General features: G+C 37.9%; 20 protein-coding genes and 1 pseudogene. 20 read left to right on the top strand and 1 reads right to left on the bottom strand.

The genetic code is table 11. The features are described 5' to 3' along the window. The first annotated feature begins 7 nt into the window (after positions 1-7). The 20 genes and pseudogenes from fabG to obgE all read left to right on the top strand — a co-directional run bounded on the left by fabG (position 8) and on the right by obgE (position 13,690). Positions 8-736, top strand: a complete 729-nt coding sequence (fabG, locus tag IPP32_16075; protein MBL0049604.1) for a 3-oxoacyl-ACP reductase FabG — start codon at positions 8-10, stop codon at positions 734-736. A gap of 46 nt (positions 737-782) precedes the next feature. Continuing rightward, positions 783-2,003: a beta-ketoacyl-[acyl-carrier-protein] synthase family protein gene (locus IPP32_16080; GenBank protein MBL0049605.1), complete on the top strand. Its 1,221-nt coding sequence runs from the start codon at positions 783-785 to the stop codon at positions 2,001-2,003. 15 nt (positions 2,004-2,018) lie between these two features. Beyond that, positions 2,019-2,270, top strand: coding sequence for an acyl carrier protein (locus IPP32_16085; protein MBL0049606.1), 252 nt, complete (start codon positions 2,019-2,021; stop codon positions 2,268-2,270). A 75-nt stretch (positions 2,271-2,345) separates the two neighbouring features. Further along, the gene (locus IPP32_16090) at positions 2,346-3,245 is read left to right on the top strand and encodes a lipid A biosynthesis acyltransferase (protein ID MBL0049607.1); all 900 of its coding nucleotides are present in this window, start codon (positions 2,346-2,348) and stop codon (positions 3,243-3,245) included. Between the two features lie 41 nt (positions 3,246-3,286). After that, positions 3,287-3,514, top strand: a complete 228-nt coding sequence (locus IPP32_16095; GenBank protein MBL0049608.1) for a DUF433 domain-containing protein — start codon at positions 3,287-3,289, stop codon at positions 3,512-3,514. Next, positions 3,514-3,870 (top strand): annotated as a pseudogene (locus IPP32_16100) (DUF5615 family PIN-like protein). The gene IPP32_16095 and the pseudogene IPP32_16100 overlap by 1 nt, the downstream one beginning before the upstream one ends. 19 nt (positions 3,871-3,889) lie before the next feature. Further along, positions 3,890-4,324: a hydroxymyristoyl-ACP dehydratase gene (locus tag IPP32_16105; protein ID MBL0049609.1), complete on the top strand. Its 435-nt coding sequence runs from the start codon at positions 3,890-3,892 to the stop codon at positions 4,322-4,324. 3 nt (positions 4,325-4,327) lie between these two features. Beyond that, the gene (locus IPP32_16110) at positions 4,328-4,753 is read left to right on the top strand and encodes an acyl-CoA thioesterase (protein ID MBL0049610.1); all 426 of its coding nucleotides are present in this window, start codon (positions 4,328-4,330) and stop codon (positions 4,751-4,753) included. Continuing rightward, positions 4,746-5,885, top strand: a complete 1,140-nt coding sequence (locus tag IPP32_16115) for a beta-ketoacyl synthase (GenBank protein ID MBL0049611.1) — start codon at positions 4,746-4,748, stop codon at positions 5,883-5,885. The genes IPP32_16110 and IPP32_16115 overlap by 8 nt, the downstream gene beginning before the upstream one ends. A 5-nt stretch (positions 5,886-5,890) precedes the next feature. Beyond that, positions 5,891-6,517, top strand: a complete 627-nt coding sequence (locus IPP32_16120; GenBank protein MBL0049612.1) for a 3-oxoacyl-ACP synthase — start codon at positions 5,891-5,893, stop codon at positions 6,515-6,517. Between the two features lie 5 nt (positions 6,518-6,522). Beyond that, positions 6,523-6,774, top strand: coding sequence for an acyl carrier protein (locus IPP32_16125; GenBank protein MBL0049613.1), 252 nt, complete (start codon positions 6,523-6,525; stop codon positions 6,772-6,774). After that, positions 6,774-7,982: a beta-ketoacyl-[acyl-carrier-protein] synthase family protein gene (locus tag IPP32_16130; GenBank protein MBL0049614.1), complete on the top strand. Its 1,209-nt coding sequence runs from the start codon at positions 6,774-6,776 to the stop codon at positions 7,980-7,982. The genes IPP32_16125 and IPP32_16130 overlap by 1 nt, the downstream gene beginning before the upstream one ends. Before the next feature lie 3 nt (positions 7,983-7,985). Next, complete coding sequence (locus IPP32_16135) at positions 7,986-9,047, top strand: beta-ketoacyl synthase chain length factor (protein MBL0049615.1); 1,062 nt, start codon at positions 7,986-7,988, stop codon at positions 9,045-9,047. Beyond that, on the top strand, positions 9,041-9,820 hold the full coding sequence (locus tag IPP32_16140; GenBank protein ID MBL0049616.1) for a polysaccharide deacetylase family protein: 780 nt from the start codon (positions 9,041-9,043) through the stop codon (positions 9,818-9,820). The genes IPP32_16135 and IPP32_16140 overlap by 7 nt, the downstream gene beginning before the upstream one ends. Further along, positions 9,813-10,451, top strand: coding sequence for an outer membrane lipoprotein carrier protein LolA (locus IPP32_16145; protein MBL0049617.1), 639 nt, complete (start codon positions 9,813-9,815; stop codon positions 10,449-10,451). The genes IPP32_16140 and IPP32_16145 overlap by 8 nt, the downstream gene beginning before the upstream one ends. Continuing rightward, the gene (locus IPP32_16150) at positions 10,414-11,064 is read left to right on the top strand and encodes a hypothetical protein (protein ID MBL0049618.1); all 651 of its coding nucleotides are present in this window, start codon (positions 10,414-10,416) and stop codon (positions 11,062-11,064) included. Before IPP32_16145 ends, IPP32_16150 begins: the two co-directional genes overlap by 38 nt. A 1-nt stretch (position 11,065) precedes the next feature. Then, a complete protein-coding gene (locus IPP32_16155) occupies positions 11,066-11,443 on the top strand; it encodes a hypothetical protein (protein ID MBL0049619.1) in 378 nt (125 codons plus the stop codon). Positions 11,444-11,506: 63 nt separating this feature from the next. Continuing rightward, on the top strand, positions 11,507-12,043 hold the full coding sequence (gene hpt, locus IPP32_16160) for a hypoxanthine phosphoribosyltransferase (protein ID MBL0049620.1): 537 nt from the start codon (positions 11,507-11,509) through the stop codon (positions 12,041-12,043). A gap of 15 nt (positions 12,044-12,058) precedes the next feature. After that, positions 12,059-12,628, top strand: coding sequence for an adenylate kinase (locus IPP32_16165; GenBank protein ID MBL0049621.1), 570 nt, complete (start codon positions 12,059-12,061; stop codon positions 12,626-12,628). 72 nt (positions 12,629-12,700) lie between these two features. Beyond that, the gene (gene obgE, locus IPP32_16170; protein ID MBL0049622.1) at positions 12,701-13,690 is read left to right on the top strand and encodes a GTPase ObgE; all 990 of its coding nucleotides are present in this window, start codon (positions 12,701-12,703) and stop codon (positions 13,688-13,690) included. A gap of 90 nt (positions 13,691-13,780) precedes the next feature. Here obgE and IPP32_16175 read toward each other — a convergent pair whose 3' ends face one another. Next, complete coding sequence (locus tag IPP32_16175) at positions 13,781-15,394, bottom strand: hypothetical protein (protein ID MBL0049623.1); 1,614 nt, start codon at positions 15,392-15,394, stop codon at positions 13,781-13,783. Positions 15,395-15,443 lie beyond the last annotated feature (49 nt).

Genomic DNA, 15,443 nt, shown 5'->3' on the forward strand with positions numbered 1-15,443 from the left:
GCTACCCATGAAATACGCATTAGTAACCGGAGGATCAAGAGGTATTGGAAGAGCTATTTGCTTAACCTTGGCGGAAAGCGGACATTACATCCTTATCAATTACAAATCCAATCAGGCGGAAGCCGAAAAAACCTTGGAATTGGTGCGTGCCAAAGGAAGCGATGGAGAAATTATAAAATTTGATGTGGGCAGCGGAGCCGATATTGAAGCTACATTGGGTGGCTGGATCGAAAAAAATGAGGATAAACCTATTGAAGTGCTTGTAAACAATGCCGGAGTCCGACAGGACGTATTGCTCATGTGGATGAAGCCCGAAGAATGGCACAATGTGCTGAACCCCACCTTAGACGGATTTTTTTACGTTACACGACTGATAATCAAAGGAATGTTGATGAAAAAATACGGGCGCATCATCAATGTGGTTTCCTTATCGGGAATAAAAGGAATGCCCGGCCAAACCAACTATTCCGCTGCAAAAGCCGGAATAATTGGGGCAACCAAAGCCTTAGCACAGGAAGTTGGTCGTAGAAATGTTACCGTGAATGCAGTAGCACCGGGATTCATCAAAACCGATATGACTACCGATTTAAATGAAAAAGATTTTAAAGCGCTTATCCCTATGAATCGATTTGGCGAAGCAGAAGAAGTGGCAGAAGTAGTAGGGTTTTTAGCTTCTCCAAAAGCATCTTACATCACGGGTGAAGTAATATCCATAAATGGCGGATTGTATACCTAGAAAAAATTATTTTTATTTTTACCTTTAAATAGATTAAATTTTAATGATAAACAGAGTAGTAATAACGGGTTTAGGAGTGTATTCCACCATCGGGCGTAATCTCGAAGAGGTGAAAAATTCGTTATACAAAGGCAAATCAGGAATTGGATTTGATCAGGAAAGAAAAGAATTTGGCTTTCGCTCAGGCTTAACCGGAATTATCGAAAAACCTGTTTTAAAAGGTCAACTCGACCGTCGTTTGCGAATTGGCTTGCCTGAACAAGGCGAATACGCTTTTTTAGCAACCACAGAAGCATTAAAAAATGCCCGCATCGACATGGACTTTTTAGAAAAAAATGATGTGGGAATCCTTTATGGCAACGACAGTTCTGCAAAACCTGTAATTGACGCTACCGATACCTTGCGTGAAAAACGCGACACTATGTTGTTGGGTTCCGGATCAGTGTTTCAAAGCATGAACTCTACGGTTACAATGAACCTTTCAACTATATTTAAGTTAAAAGGAATCAATTTTACCATCAGTGGTGCTTGCGCAAGTGGCTCCCACTCTATTGGTATGGGCTACTTTTTAATTAAGCACGGCTTGCAGGAACAAGTTATTTGTGGTGGGGCGCAGGAGTTAAACATGTATTCCATGGGTAGTTTTGATGCGCTAAGTGCCTTTTCAATTAAAGAAAGTACGCCGCAAACCGCCTCCAAACCGTTCGATAAAAATCGTGATGGATTGGTACCGAGTGGTGGAGCAGCTACCGTTATTTTAGAAAGTTATGAATCGGCTGTAAAGCGCGGAGCACCTATCTTAGCTGAGTTGGTTGGTTACGGTTTTTCATCCAATGGCAGTCATATTTCTCAACCAAGCGTCGACGGTCTAGTAAAATCAATGGCAATGGCAATGCGCGATGCAGGCCTAAGCAATGCCGAAATTGATTATATAAATGCACATGCCACCAGCACACCGGTGGGAGATGGATTTGAAGCAAGAGCAATTGATAAAATGTTTGGCGATGTGCAAACTCCGGTTAGCAGTACCAAATCCATGACCGGCCACGAATGCTGGATGGCTGGAGCCAGCGAAATTGTGTATTCGATGTTGATGTTACAGGATGGTTTTATAGCACCCAACATCAATTTTGAATCACCGGATGAAGATTCTGCCAAACTAAATTTAGCTACAAAAACGATAGATAAAAATATTGATGTATTTTTGTCGAACTCTTTTGGATTTGGTGGAACAAATTCCTCCTTGATTGTAAAGAAAATTAAATAAGAAACGCCACATAAAATGACTGACGCAGAATTAATTGAAAAAGTAAACGACCTCTTGGTAGATGAATTTGAAGTTGAACGTGAAACTATTTCCCCTGATGCGGTTTTAAAAGATACGCTCGGATTAGATAGTTTAGATTATGTGGATTTAGTGGTGGTAATTGAAAGCAACTTTGGCTTTAAAGTAAAACCTGAGGATTTTGTTGGGATTGTAACCTTTCAGGATTTTTACAATTATGCGTTAAAACGCGTTGCTGAAAAAGTATAACGCAAATCACGCGCTTTCTTTTTAAATAAACATTTGCTGGTATAGCTTGTTTATCTTACTTAAACTTTTTATCAAATGAAAAAATTATGGAGCGGCAAAACCCGTGGTGGCGTGCTGGGGCATAAAATTTTTGTTTTTATTATCAAGCGATTTCGATTACGGGTGGCCTTTTTTGTGCTGCATTTTGTTTCTGCTTACTTTGTCTTCTTCTCCCCAAAATCCACCAAATCAATCTATCATTTTTTCAGAAAAGTATTTAAGTATTCCCCGCTAAAATCATTTTTCAAAATATTTCGAAACTACTATATTTTTGGACAAACTTTAATCGATAAAGTAGCCATGATGGCTGGTATTGTAAAACAATACACTTTTGAGTTTGATGGGGAAGAACACTTGCGTGCGATGGTGGAAAACGGCACCGGAGGTATGCTCATTAGTGCCCATTTAGGAAATTGGGAAATAGCCGGACACATGTTGCAGCGCCTCAATTGCAAAGTGAATGTGGTGATGTATGAAGCTGAACACGAAAGTTTAAAAAAATACATGAACAGTGTTACCGGAAAAAAATATGTGAACGTAATTGTAATGCGTTCTGACATGTCTCACATTTTTGAAATCAGCAATGCCCTCAAAAATAAAGAGCTTATTTGCATTCACGGCGATCGCTTTGTGGAAGGTGCTAAAGTAATCCCTACCAATTTTTTTGGGGATAAAGCCTTTTTTCCATCCGGCCCATTTTACATGGCTTCTAAGTTTGATGTGCCTTATGCTTTTGTTTTTGCAATGAAGGAAAGAAGCACGCATTATCACCTCTACTCTACTCCACAAAAAAAATGTACCGAAGGGGTTCAAAAAATGGTGGAAGAATATGCATCAGCACTTGAAAACATGGTTATTAAATATCCGGAGCAATGGTTTAATTATTATGATTTTTGGACGCCAGTTGACAAGAAGGTAACAAAACATAATCCGTAAATGTTTTAAACAATTTGTATTTTTACTTTAATTTTTGAAAAATGGAACTACTAGACCGGATTACTATAAATCAAGAAATATGTCATGGTAAACCCTGTATTAGGGGCATGCGTTGGCCAGTAGAAGTAATTATTGATTTATTATATTCAGGTATGACCACTGAGGATATTTTGAAGGATCATTCTAAATTAGATAAAGAAGATATTTTTGCAGCTCTTAATTATGTCAAGTTACTTGCTTCAGGTATTCACTATAAACATGTTGCCTAATGCGGTTCTAATGTGACGTGCATATTTCATATAAGCTATCACACTATCTTTCAAACAAAGGCTTTCATACCGAACATATTAATCAAATATTAAACAAATGGCATACTGCGGATTCAGCTATTGCAGCTTATGCAAATCAAAATGATCTTATTTTAATTACTAAAGACTCTGATTTTAGGGACAGTTAACTTCTAAAAAAATATCCAAAAAAGGTAATAAAAATCAGTTTAGGAAATATTTCCAACTCCAATTTGATTATTCAATTTGAAAAGTATTTACAACTTATAGAGAAAGAATTTAGGGCAGAATATTGTTTTTTGGAAATGAGTGCTGAAGAAGTTTTAATTTTAAAATAACCCATTTTATGCTCTATTTATGTCACAATTAGTTGATAAAATAAACATACTAAATTTCATCCCCCAACGCCCGCCAATGGTGATGGTAGATGCCTTGCTAAGCAGCGATGAAGCTACATTAACCGCACATACCAGCTTTTTTATTGAAGAGAGCAATATTTTTTGTGAAGCGAATGCTTTTAAAGAACCCGGTCTTATTGAAAACATTGCACAATCCTGTGCCTTAAGAGCCGGATATACCTTTCATTCAAAAAACGAAAAAGTCCCACTCGGCTTTATTGGCGCAATAAAAAACCTGCACATCCATTTTTTTCCGGAAGCTAACTCCGAAATAATGACTGAAATAAAAGTGGTGAATGAAATTTTTGATGTTACTTTAGTCACCGGTAAAGTTTTTTCAGAAGGTAAGCTTGCTGCCGAATGTGAAATGAAAATTTTTTTAAAGAAAGACTAAAATATGAAGGACAGTCAATTGATTGCCGAAACAGAAATTGCCATTCGATTTAATGAAGTAGATGCATTAGGCATAGTATGGCATGGCAATTATGTTAAATATTTTGAAGACGGGCGCGAAGCATTCGGAGAGAAATACAATCTCAATTTTCAAAAAGTTTACATCAACGAAGGCTTTGTTACCCCAATTGTTTCGGTTGAATGCAATTACAAACAATCGCTAAAATACGGTGATAGGGCAATTGTGCAAACCCGCTATATTCCAAGTAGAGCAAGTAAAATAATATTTGAATACTCCATTTTTAGAGCGTCAGACAGAGTGCTTATGACTACCGGTAAAACCGTTCAAGTTTTTGTAAGCCGTGAAGGTGAATTGTTTTACACCGTGCCGGAATTTTTCGCCGCTTGGAAAAAGAAAATGAGTGAATAAGAGAATGGGTATGAAGGAGGTGTATGTAGTAGCAGACAATGTAATTTCACCATTAGGATTTAACACGAGCGATAATTTTAAACAATTGCTTGCCGCTAACACAGCCATTGTTAGCCATACCCTTCCGGCTGCTTCACCCCTACCATTTTTCGCTGCATTACTAAATAAAAGTAAATTAGATACTAGCTTTGAAGGGGATGCTTCCTCCTATTCCTATTTTGAAAAGCTATGTATCAATTCTATTTCAAATGCGCTTTCTCAAGCTAAAATAAATTATCAAGACAGCACAACTCTCCTTATTATTTCAACCACTAAAGGAAATGTAGACTTATTGCTGTCGAATCCATTTGAAGCAAAGCGAGTTTATCTGCACGAAAGTGCGAAACAAATTCAACACTATTTTAAGCTCAAAAACACACCGCTAATTGTCTCAAATGCTTGTATTTCGGGAGTTGTGGCACTTAATACAGCTGCTGAATTATTGAATCATGGCATATACAAGCACTGTATTGTGGTGGGTGCCGATGTGGTAAGCGAATTTACCTTATCGGGATTTGAGACGTTCAAAGCGCTTAGCCCCGGACCTTGTAAACCCTTTGATGCCCAGCGTAATGGAACATCCTTGGGCGAAGGAGCAGCTACCCTTATTTTGAGTACCCAACATAAATCGAAACTCAAAATATTATCCGGCGCAAGCAGCAACGATGCAAACCATATTTCAGGCCCTTCACGGGATGGAGTGGGACTATTTATAGCGGTAAACAAAACAATGCAAGCGCATCAACTTCCCAAAATTGATTTTATATCTGCACACGGCACCGGCACAATTTATAACGATGAAATGGAATCAAAAGCCTTTAATTTAGCGGGTTTAAATCAAGTGCCTGTCAATAGTTTGAAAGGATTTTTTGGCCATACCTTTGGTGCAGCCGGAATTATAGAATCTGCCATCACCCTTGAAAGCATGCGTCGAAATTGCCTTATCCCAACCTTGGGTTTTGAAACAAAAGACGCAGGAATAAATTTAAATATCATTAAAAAAGCTGAAAATCAGGAACTTCATACCAGCCTTAAAACAGCCTCCGGTTTTGGTGGATGCAATGCTGCTGTTATGTTTCAAAAAGTTGTATAACGCTCGTGAAAAACCGTATAACCAGTTATTGCCGAATTAAAAATCATTCAATTCATCTAAATGGTGAACTTGCTTTTAGCACGGTGAATGCTAACTTTACAACGTTTTCGAAAGAAGCCTATCAACACTTTAAAATCAATTATCTTAAATTTTTTAAGATGGACAATTTAAGCAAATTGGCATTTTTAGGTGCAGAGCTAATTTTTCAAGACAAAAAGTTAATTGACAACTATGCTCCCGAAGAAATCGCTGTGTGCTTTTGCAGCAGTGCTTCCAGTTTGGATACCGACCGTAAACATGTTGAAAGTATTAAGGATCGCGCTAATTATTTCCCTAGTCCCTCGGTATTTGTTTACACGCTTCCCAATATTATGCTAGGTGAAATTTGTATCCGAAATAATTTTAAAGGGGAGAATGTTTGTTTTATTCAAGAGGGATTTGATCCTGAATTTTCAAGCAATTTAGTTGCCTCTTGGATTAACGAATCAAAATGTAAAGCCTGCTTATTAGCGTATGTGGATTTTGAATTTGAAAAAGAAGATGCACTTTTGTGTTGGATTGAAAAATCTACGAACACACAATTTCCGGAATTATCGAATGAGAACTATAAAAATTTATATTTAAATAATTGAATGAGATGAGCCAATTAGCAGAAGAACTAAAAACAGAAATAATAAAAGCACTAAACCTCGAAGGTGTAAGCCCTGCCGATATCGATAACGATGCCCCGCTTTTTGGCGAAGGTTTAGGATTAGATTCTATTGATGCATTAGAACTGATTGTCTTACTGGATAAAAACTACGGTATTAAAATTGACTCAGCTGCCGATGGAAAAACTGTGTTTCACAGCGTATCCAGCATGGTTGCTTACATTGAAAGTAAAAAATAATGCCCGATAAAATTTTTGTTACCGGCATAGGAATTATTTCTTCTATAGGAAAAAATATAGAAGAAACATTGCTGCATTTCCGGTCAGCTAAATCGGGAATAGGTCCGATTACCCGCATGGATACTGTCCACAAAAATTCTTTACCGGTTGCAGAAGTCAAATTGAGCAATGCAGAATTAAAACAACTTTTGAAGTTAAATTCAAGCGATAAAATTTATTCGCGAACCGCATTATTAGGAATGGTGGCGGCGGCTCAAGCATTGAAAAGCGCTGGTATTACAAATGTTTCAGAAATGCGCACCGGAATAATTTCTGCCAACAGTGTAGGCGGAATGGACCTTACAGAACAATTTTACGAATCCTTTTTAAAAGACAATGAAAGCGGAAATGCTTCAGTTGTTACTGCCCATGATTGTGGAGATAGTACAGAAAAAATAGCCGACTTTCTTGGAATAACAGAATATGTTAGTACCATCAGTACTGCTTGCTCCTCCTCCGCAAATTCCATCATGTTGGGTGCACGCTTAATTAAAAATGGGGTGCTCGATCGCGTTCTTGTAGGTGGTACAGATGCTTTAACCCGCTTTACCTTAAATGGATTCAACACCCTAATGATATTTGATAAAAACGAATGTCGCCCTTTTGATGCGGAACGAAACGGCTTAAATTTAGGCGAAGGTGCCGGCTATCTTGTATTGGAATCAGAAAAATCAGTGCTAGCAACACAAAAAAAAGTACTCGGTATGCTTAGCGGATATGCAAATGCAAACGATGCCTACCATCAAACTGCCTCATCACCTGATGGTAATGGAGCCTTTTTAGCCATGCAACAGGCACTGGAACTTAGCGGTTTATTACCGGAGCATATTGATTATATTAATGTGCATGGTACTGCCACCCAAAATAATGACCTTAGCGAGGGCATTGCTATGAAGCGAATTTTTGGTGAGAAAATCCCTCCGTTTAGTTCTACCAAATCTTTTACCGGACACACCTTGGGTGCGGCCGGTGGAATAGAAGCTGTGTTTTCGATTCTTGCTTTGCAAGAGCAAATTATTTATCCCAATCTCCGCTTTAAAACACCTATAGCAGAACTAAATATCAGTCCGGTGACAACTTTTTTAGAAAATGTTTCCATAAAAAATATCCTTTCCAATTCTTTTGGATTTGGAGGAAACAATTCCACATTAATTTTTTCGGCAGCATAAGCTATGAAGGCGTATATCAATGGAGTTGGAAGTATTTCAGCACAGCAAACAAGCAATTCAAAAGATTTTCTGAAGGAAATTATTACCTATAATTCAAATGCCTTAGCAGCAATTGAACCCGATTATAAAGCGTATATCAATCCCACACAAATCCGCAGAATGGGGCGTATGATTAAAATGGGCGTTACAGCTGCACAAATGTGTTTAAAAGATGCTGAAGTGGCAATGCCCGATGCCATCTTAACCGGAACAGGATTAGGTTGTATTGAAGATACCGACAAGTTTTTAACTGCAATTATCGAAAACAAAGAACAATTCCTTACGCCAACTTCCTTTATTCAGTCAACACACAATACAGTTGGCGGGCAAATTGCACTTCTTTTAAAATGCACCAACTATAATTTCACCTACGTGCACCGAGGTTTTTCTTTCGAAAGTTGTGTGTTGGATGCGTGTATGATGTTGCACGAAAAAAAAGCAAATGCTGTTTTAATTGGTGGGATGGATGAATTAACCCCCACCAGTCTTAAATTGCTAGAAAGAATAGGGCATGTAAAAAATATTCCCGTGCAAAGTTCTATGTTGTTGGAAACTAATTCTCCCGCTAGTATAGCCGGTGAAGGCGCTAATTTTTTCATTTTAAGTGGTGACAAGACTCCCAATTCCTATGCACAGATATTAGGATGCAAAATGATTTACAAACCAAGCTCAATCGAAAAAATAAAAGCTGAAATCAATCAGCTGCTAGATCAACATAATCTCAGTGAAAGTCAAATTGATTTGGTTTTATGTGGTTGGAATGGCGATAATGCTTTTGATGAAGTATACGCTGATTTGCTCAAAAATACTTTTCCTCAAAGCTCCAGCGGCCATTACAAACACCTCTGTGGCGAATACCATACGGCAAATGCTTTTGGATTTCTTTTAGCTTCACACATTTTAAAAACACAGATTATACCGGAGTCTGTTTTATTAAAAAATCGTCATCGTACTCCCAAAAACATTTTACTCTACAACCACTATCGTGGGATAAATCACACTTTACTGCTACTCACAGCATGTTGAATCATCGTGTCACTACTTCTGTTTTTGGGCTCTTGATGCTGATTTTACTAAGCATTCATTTTTTTTCAGCAGCCATTTCCATTTACTATTTTTTAATTCCTTTTGGACTTTACCTTGGAATCGTAGCCTGGGGTTCCTCGCAAATCACATCCAATTACCATTTAACTGCACATTGTTGTGCACCCAAAAACAAACAAAACGAAATTTCACTGAGCTTTGATGACGGTCCTGATGCTACCTTCACTCCAATAGTTCTCGACATCTTAAAAAAGCACCAAGTAAAAGCAAGTTTCTTTTGTATTGGCCACAAAATTGAAGGGAATGCTGATTTGCTAAAGCGAATTGTCGAAGAAGGTCATATTATTGGCAATCACAGCTTTTCACATTCCTATTTATTTGATTTTTTTACAGCGTCAAAAGTGAAGGATGAACTGGCAAAAACGAATCAAGTGGTAGAAGCAATTACACATCAAAAATTGAAATTTTTTCGGCCACCTTATGGCGTAACTACTCCAGCTATTGCTGAAGCTACCGAAGCGTTAAAGCTCACTACAGTTGGCTGGGATGTGCGCTCACTCGATACAGTGGAGAAAGATAGCACTAAAATAACAGCGCGGGTTATTAAACAGCTAAAGTCGGGTTCCATCATTCTATTTCACGATACAAACAACCGCATTGAAAGTGTGCTAGAACAGGTAATTGTGCATTGCAAAGAAAATGGATTCAAAATTGTAAGCCTGAGCAAACTATTAAATCTTAACGCCTATGAATAAGAATCTTCTGCTAGCATTTTTGCTTTCCTTCACTGCACTTCATCTAATTGCACAACCAAAAGATTTTAAAACACTAAAAGATACCAGTACTTTTAAATCAAAACTGCAAGAAAAAGCAAGGATTACTAATACCATTGAAAGTAATTTTACGCAGGAAAAAAACCTGAGTATGTTAAGTGAAAAAATAATTTCGAAAGGTCATTTTTGCTTTAAAAAAACGAATTTATTGCGTTGGGAATACTTAAGTCCGAGTGCTTATCTAATTGTGATTAACAAAGACAAAATCTTCATAAAGGATGGAAAAAAAGTAAGTAAATACGATGCCAACTCCAATAAAATGTTTAAAGGCATAAATGATATGATGTTGAACTCTGTTCAAGGAAACGTCTTAAATCATAAAGAGTTTAAAATTTCCTACTTTGAAAATGAAAAATATTACCTGGTTGAAATGCATCCAAAAGCGAAAGAAATGAAGGAATATTTAAAAAGCATTTCCATGTATTTTGACAAGGTGGATTATACGGTTTCAAAAATACGCATGACCGAACTTTCTGATGATTATACCAACATCGAATTCAACACCAAAAAAATAAATGAACCCATTGCCGATACGCAGTTTTTGGTTAAGTAGCATTTTATTTATTTGGATGGGATGCGCTTCCAACAGCTACAAAAACCTGAGCTTAAAAGAAAGTGCAATCATTGACAGCACGCTGTTGCCTTCTCTATTTAAAAATTGCAACCCTGCTCCTCTTTATAAAGCCAATGTTAACCTTTATGGAAAAAAATTCGGAGGCTTGCTGCTTATTAAAAATATGCCGGATAGCAGCTACCGCTTCGTTTTCACCACCGAAACAGGAATTAAACTTTTCGATTTTGAACTAAAAAACGATTCTTTTAAAGTCCATTTCTGCATCGAAAAGTTTAACAAAGCAGGTGTTCTGCAAACCCTCGCCAGCGATTTAAAATTGGTGTTAACAGAAAATAGAATAGGACAAAATGCACAGATCCTTTCGGCAACGGACAATAAATGGACAATCTATAAGTTTTCGAGTGGACAAGTTCAGGAGTATTATTACAAAGACATTTCTTCAGGGAGGATTTCAAAAATCGAACAAAGCAGTGGTAAAAAGAAAAAAGTTGTTATAGCTTTGTCCAACTATAAAACTCGCATACCAGCGCAAGTTAATATTGATCATAAGAATATCCGCTTAAAAATAGATTTAACCTTGATGGATAGATAAAATGCTACTTGGAGAATTTTACCTCATAGAACAAATTCAACCCCTTGAAAATTTTTCGTTTAAATTAAGAGTGCGAATTAATCCATCGCATGCCATTTTTGAAGGCCACTTTCCAGGTAATCCAATCGTTCCGGGTGTTTGCTTAACGCAAATGACAATGGAAATTATTGAATCCATTCAAAATTGTTCGCTTCAATTACGAAAAGCCGATAATATAAAGTTTACGGCCATTGTTAACCCCAACGAAAATCCTCTTTTGGATGCAAATTTAGCATTGAAATTCGCAGAGGATAATAGGATAATTGCTGATCTAAGTTTCTATTCGGGTGAAACTGTTTTTTTCAAATTTAAAGGCAGCTTTGTACCTCAAGAAGTTTAGGCCCTATTTTTAATTTTAATGGTCTGCATTTAATTCTTTACTTTTGAGCCTCAATTTATTTTTATGGCGCAGGTCAAGGTTCACGACAAATCTTTTGAAGTTTATATTGAAGAAGCTAAAATTCAGCAAACAATTGCTGATATGGCAAGTAAAATGAACCTCGATTTCAAAGATAAAAAGCCATTATTTCTTGCTGTACTAAACGGTTCATTTTTATTTGCTGCCGATTTGTTTAAAAAGCTAAACATCGAATGCGAAATTTCCTTTGTTAAATTAGCGAGCTATGAAGGAACGCAAAGCACAGAGAGCGTAAAAAAATTGATTGGCTTAAGCGAAAACATTAAAGGCCGCACGGTGGTAGTATTAGAAGATATTGTGGATACAGGAATTACCATCAACGAAATGATGGCGCAACTTATGGAGCATGAGCCGGCTGAAATAAAAATTGCCACCTTACTTTTTAAACCGGCAGCCTACATTAAACGCGTGCACCTCGACTATGTTGGTTTTGAAGTTCCAAAAGTATTTTTATTGGGTTATGGGTTAGATTATGATGGGCTGGGTAGAAACCTTACTGATATTTACAAAATTGTTGAATAAATAAGCATTTGGTATATGTTAAACATCGTATTATTTGGCCCTCCGGGAGCAGGAAAAGGAACTCAATCCACCAAACTCATTGATAAATACCAACTTGTTCACCTTTCAACCGGTGATATTTTGCGTGCTGAAATTGCGAATGCTACAGCCCTAGGAATGGAAGCAAAAAAATTAATGGATCAGGGATTATTGGTTCCGGACGAAGTGGTAATTGGAATGATTTCCTCAAAATTAGATGCCAACAAGCAAGCTAAAGGATTTATTTTTGACGGATTCCCCCGCACTACTGCACAAGCGCAAGCCTTAGACAAATTATTAAGTGAAAAAAGTACTGCCATTTCCATGATGCTGGCACTTGAAGTGGAAGATGAAGAACTTACACGTCGATTGCTTAAAAGAGGCATCGATTCGGGAAGAGCGGATGACCAAAATGAAGAAATTGTGCGTAAAAGAATTGTTGAATACAATACCAAAACAGCTCCCTTAAAAGAATACTATTCAGCTCAAGGCAAATTTATTTCCATAAATGGAACCGGCAGTGTAGAAGCTATTTTTACTGCTCTTTGTGAAAAGATTGGTAATTAATTCCTAGCTGAATATTTGCGAATACTCGCTTTACTCAATATCCGAAAGCCTTTATGGCTGTTCAAAAAAAACATGTCTGATTCCAATTTTGTTGATTACGTTAAAATTTGCTGCCGCTCCGGTAAAGGAGGTAAAGGTTCCACTCACTTGCACCGCGATAAATCTAATGCAAAAGGGGGCCCCGATGGTGGGGATGGTGGTCGTGGTGGCCATATAATTTTGCGGGGAAACAAGCAACTTTGGACACTCATACACTTAAAATACCGTAAGCATGTTATCGCTCCTCCGGGCGAAGATGGTGGCAGTTCCAATAAAACCGGTGCAAATGGAAAGGATGAAATTTTGGATGTACCCATCGGAACCATTGCAAAAGACGCAGAAACTGGAGAAGTGATGTTTGAAATTACGGAAGACGGTGAAACAAAAATTATTTTGGAAGGCGGTCGTGGAGGCATGGGAAACGATAATTTTAAATCTCCAACCTTTCAAACACCACGCTATGCGCAACCCGGCGAAGATGGCAAAGAAGTATGGAAAATTTTAGAACTTAAAGTTCTTGCCGATGTTGGTTTAGTCGGCTTCCCAAATGCAGGTAAATCAACATTATTGAGCAAGGTTTCTGCCGCCAAACCCGAAATTGCAAATTATCCTTTTACCACGCTGGTTCCAAATTTAGGAATTGTGCCTTACCGCGATTATAAGTCTTTTGTAATGGCCGATATTCCGGGAATCATTGAAGGTGCGCACGAAGGAAAAGGCTTGGGGATTCGCTTTTTGCGACACATCGAACGCAATTCCATTTTGTTGTTCATGGTACCTGCCGATAGCAACGATATTCGCAAAGAATACGAAATTTTATTAAATGAATTGAAACTCTATAATCCTGAACTACTTGATAAAAGCCGCATGCTCGCCATTTCAAAATGCGATTTATTGGACGATGAGCTAATCGCTGAAATTAAAAAGGATTTACCCCCAATTCCACACGTTTTTATTTCGGCACATACCCAATTGGGATTAACTAAATTAAAAGATATGATTTGGGCTGAGTTGGCTAAATAAATCAATGCCAATTTATAACTCTATAATTCCATTACGAGCATAAAAAAAGGGGCTGTTCGGCCCCTTTTTCTTTTTCATAGTCGACTAAGATTAATCTCTTACACAGCGCACGTAATAGGCTTTACCTCCACTGTTATCTTGAGTGGTACGGTATATAGCGTTATCAATATTATTCAATTGACGAATCCATAAACTGTTTGAACTTTGTTTGGTTGAAGACCAGTAAAATGCATTTAGCTTTTGCTCTGTAACTTTAGCGGCCAAAGGCATAGTAACAACCGGAGGTGTTGAAATGGTAAAAGTAGTTGCATTGGTTATAGCAGTAATAGTTGTTCCGGGCGCTAAATATTGAACTCCTGTAGTTGCATTAGAAGCAGCGATTACCATTCCCACACTTAATTGCGCTGTGGATCCAACCTTTACTGTTGTGGAAGAGGTAGAAGTAGAAGCCGATGTAGTTGCAAAAGCCGTAGAAACGTTAATACCCAATTTTGCTGAGAAACCGGTTGTGTTTGTTCCACCAGACCCTGCTCCCGACGCTTGAATTGGCGATTTTATTGCATTCGCATCATTTAGGGCGATATTGGATAAATTGGTGAATTCCGCATCCGAAGCCAAATGCCAATTTAATGGGCAAACACTTTGAGAATCAACTACAGTATTGGCCATTACTTCAGCATAGCTCCAAACATTTACCGCTGCCGATTTTCGAACATCTGTTTTTGTCCAGCAATATCCACCAATTTGTACAATTTTAATGGTATCGGTACCATTCACAACTGCAGTATCGGCACCGCAAGGATTGTAAGCATATTTTACAATTACTTTTCTGCTCGTTGAATCTCCTGCAATGCCGCTTAAAATTGCATGCACATAATAAGTTCCTTCTGCAGCTTTAGTTAGATTTGAAATAGCCACATTTTGATTTGAACTAGTAAATCCATTTGGACCTGACCATTGGTAAGTTGCTCCTGCAATTGTTCCTGCACTCAAATTTAATGTTCCATTAACTGTATCAACAAAGGTTGAACTTGGAGATGAAACTGCTCCATTTATAGATCCTACTCCGGTTCCATTTAAAAGTGGCTTTTGAGGGGCAACAACTAATGTTACTGAACTATCAGGCGTGGTACATCCTCCACCTGTTCCATTGGGTAAAGTCATAACCAAGGTGTAAGTACCGGTTGATAAAGAAGTAACTCCAAATATGGTTGGATTTTGTTCAGCAGACACATAGCCATTTGGGCCTGTCCAACTATAAGTTGCTGTTGGATTAAATGATGAAGTTAAGGAAACAGTATCCCCTACCACTGCAGTCGTCGTGCTGATTCCAACTACCGGTGCAGCAATACAAGAACTTACATAAGTATGATAGGCATCGCTAGTACAGCCATCAACAGTAACTGTAACTAAGTATTCCCCAGCTTGCTTCGCATTTGTAAATGAAAAAGAAGGGTTTTGTTCATTTGATGAAAATCCATTTGGACCAGTCCAGATATAAGAACCACCTGAAACACTTTCAGCTGTAAGGTTAATTGTTGCGCCAACTGCAACCGGACTGTTATTGCTCGCAATTGGGGCTGCCGGCGGAGTGCAGGGTGTTTCAAAATTCTTTTCTTTCTCTTTACAGGATGCAACAAACAGCACTGCAGCTATGCTTGCCGCAGCGATTAGGTTACCAAATGAAATAAGGTTTCTTTTCATAGTTATGTTAATGTTGTAGATGTAGCGCAAATATTTATCAAAGCAAATG

The sequence above is a fragment of the Bacteroidota bacterium genome (genome assembly GCA_016721765.1).
Lineage (GTDB): Bacteria > Bacteroidota > Bacteroidia > UBA4408 > UBA4408 > UBA4408.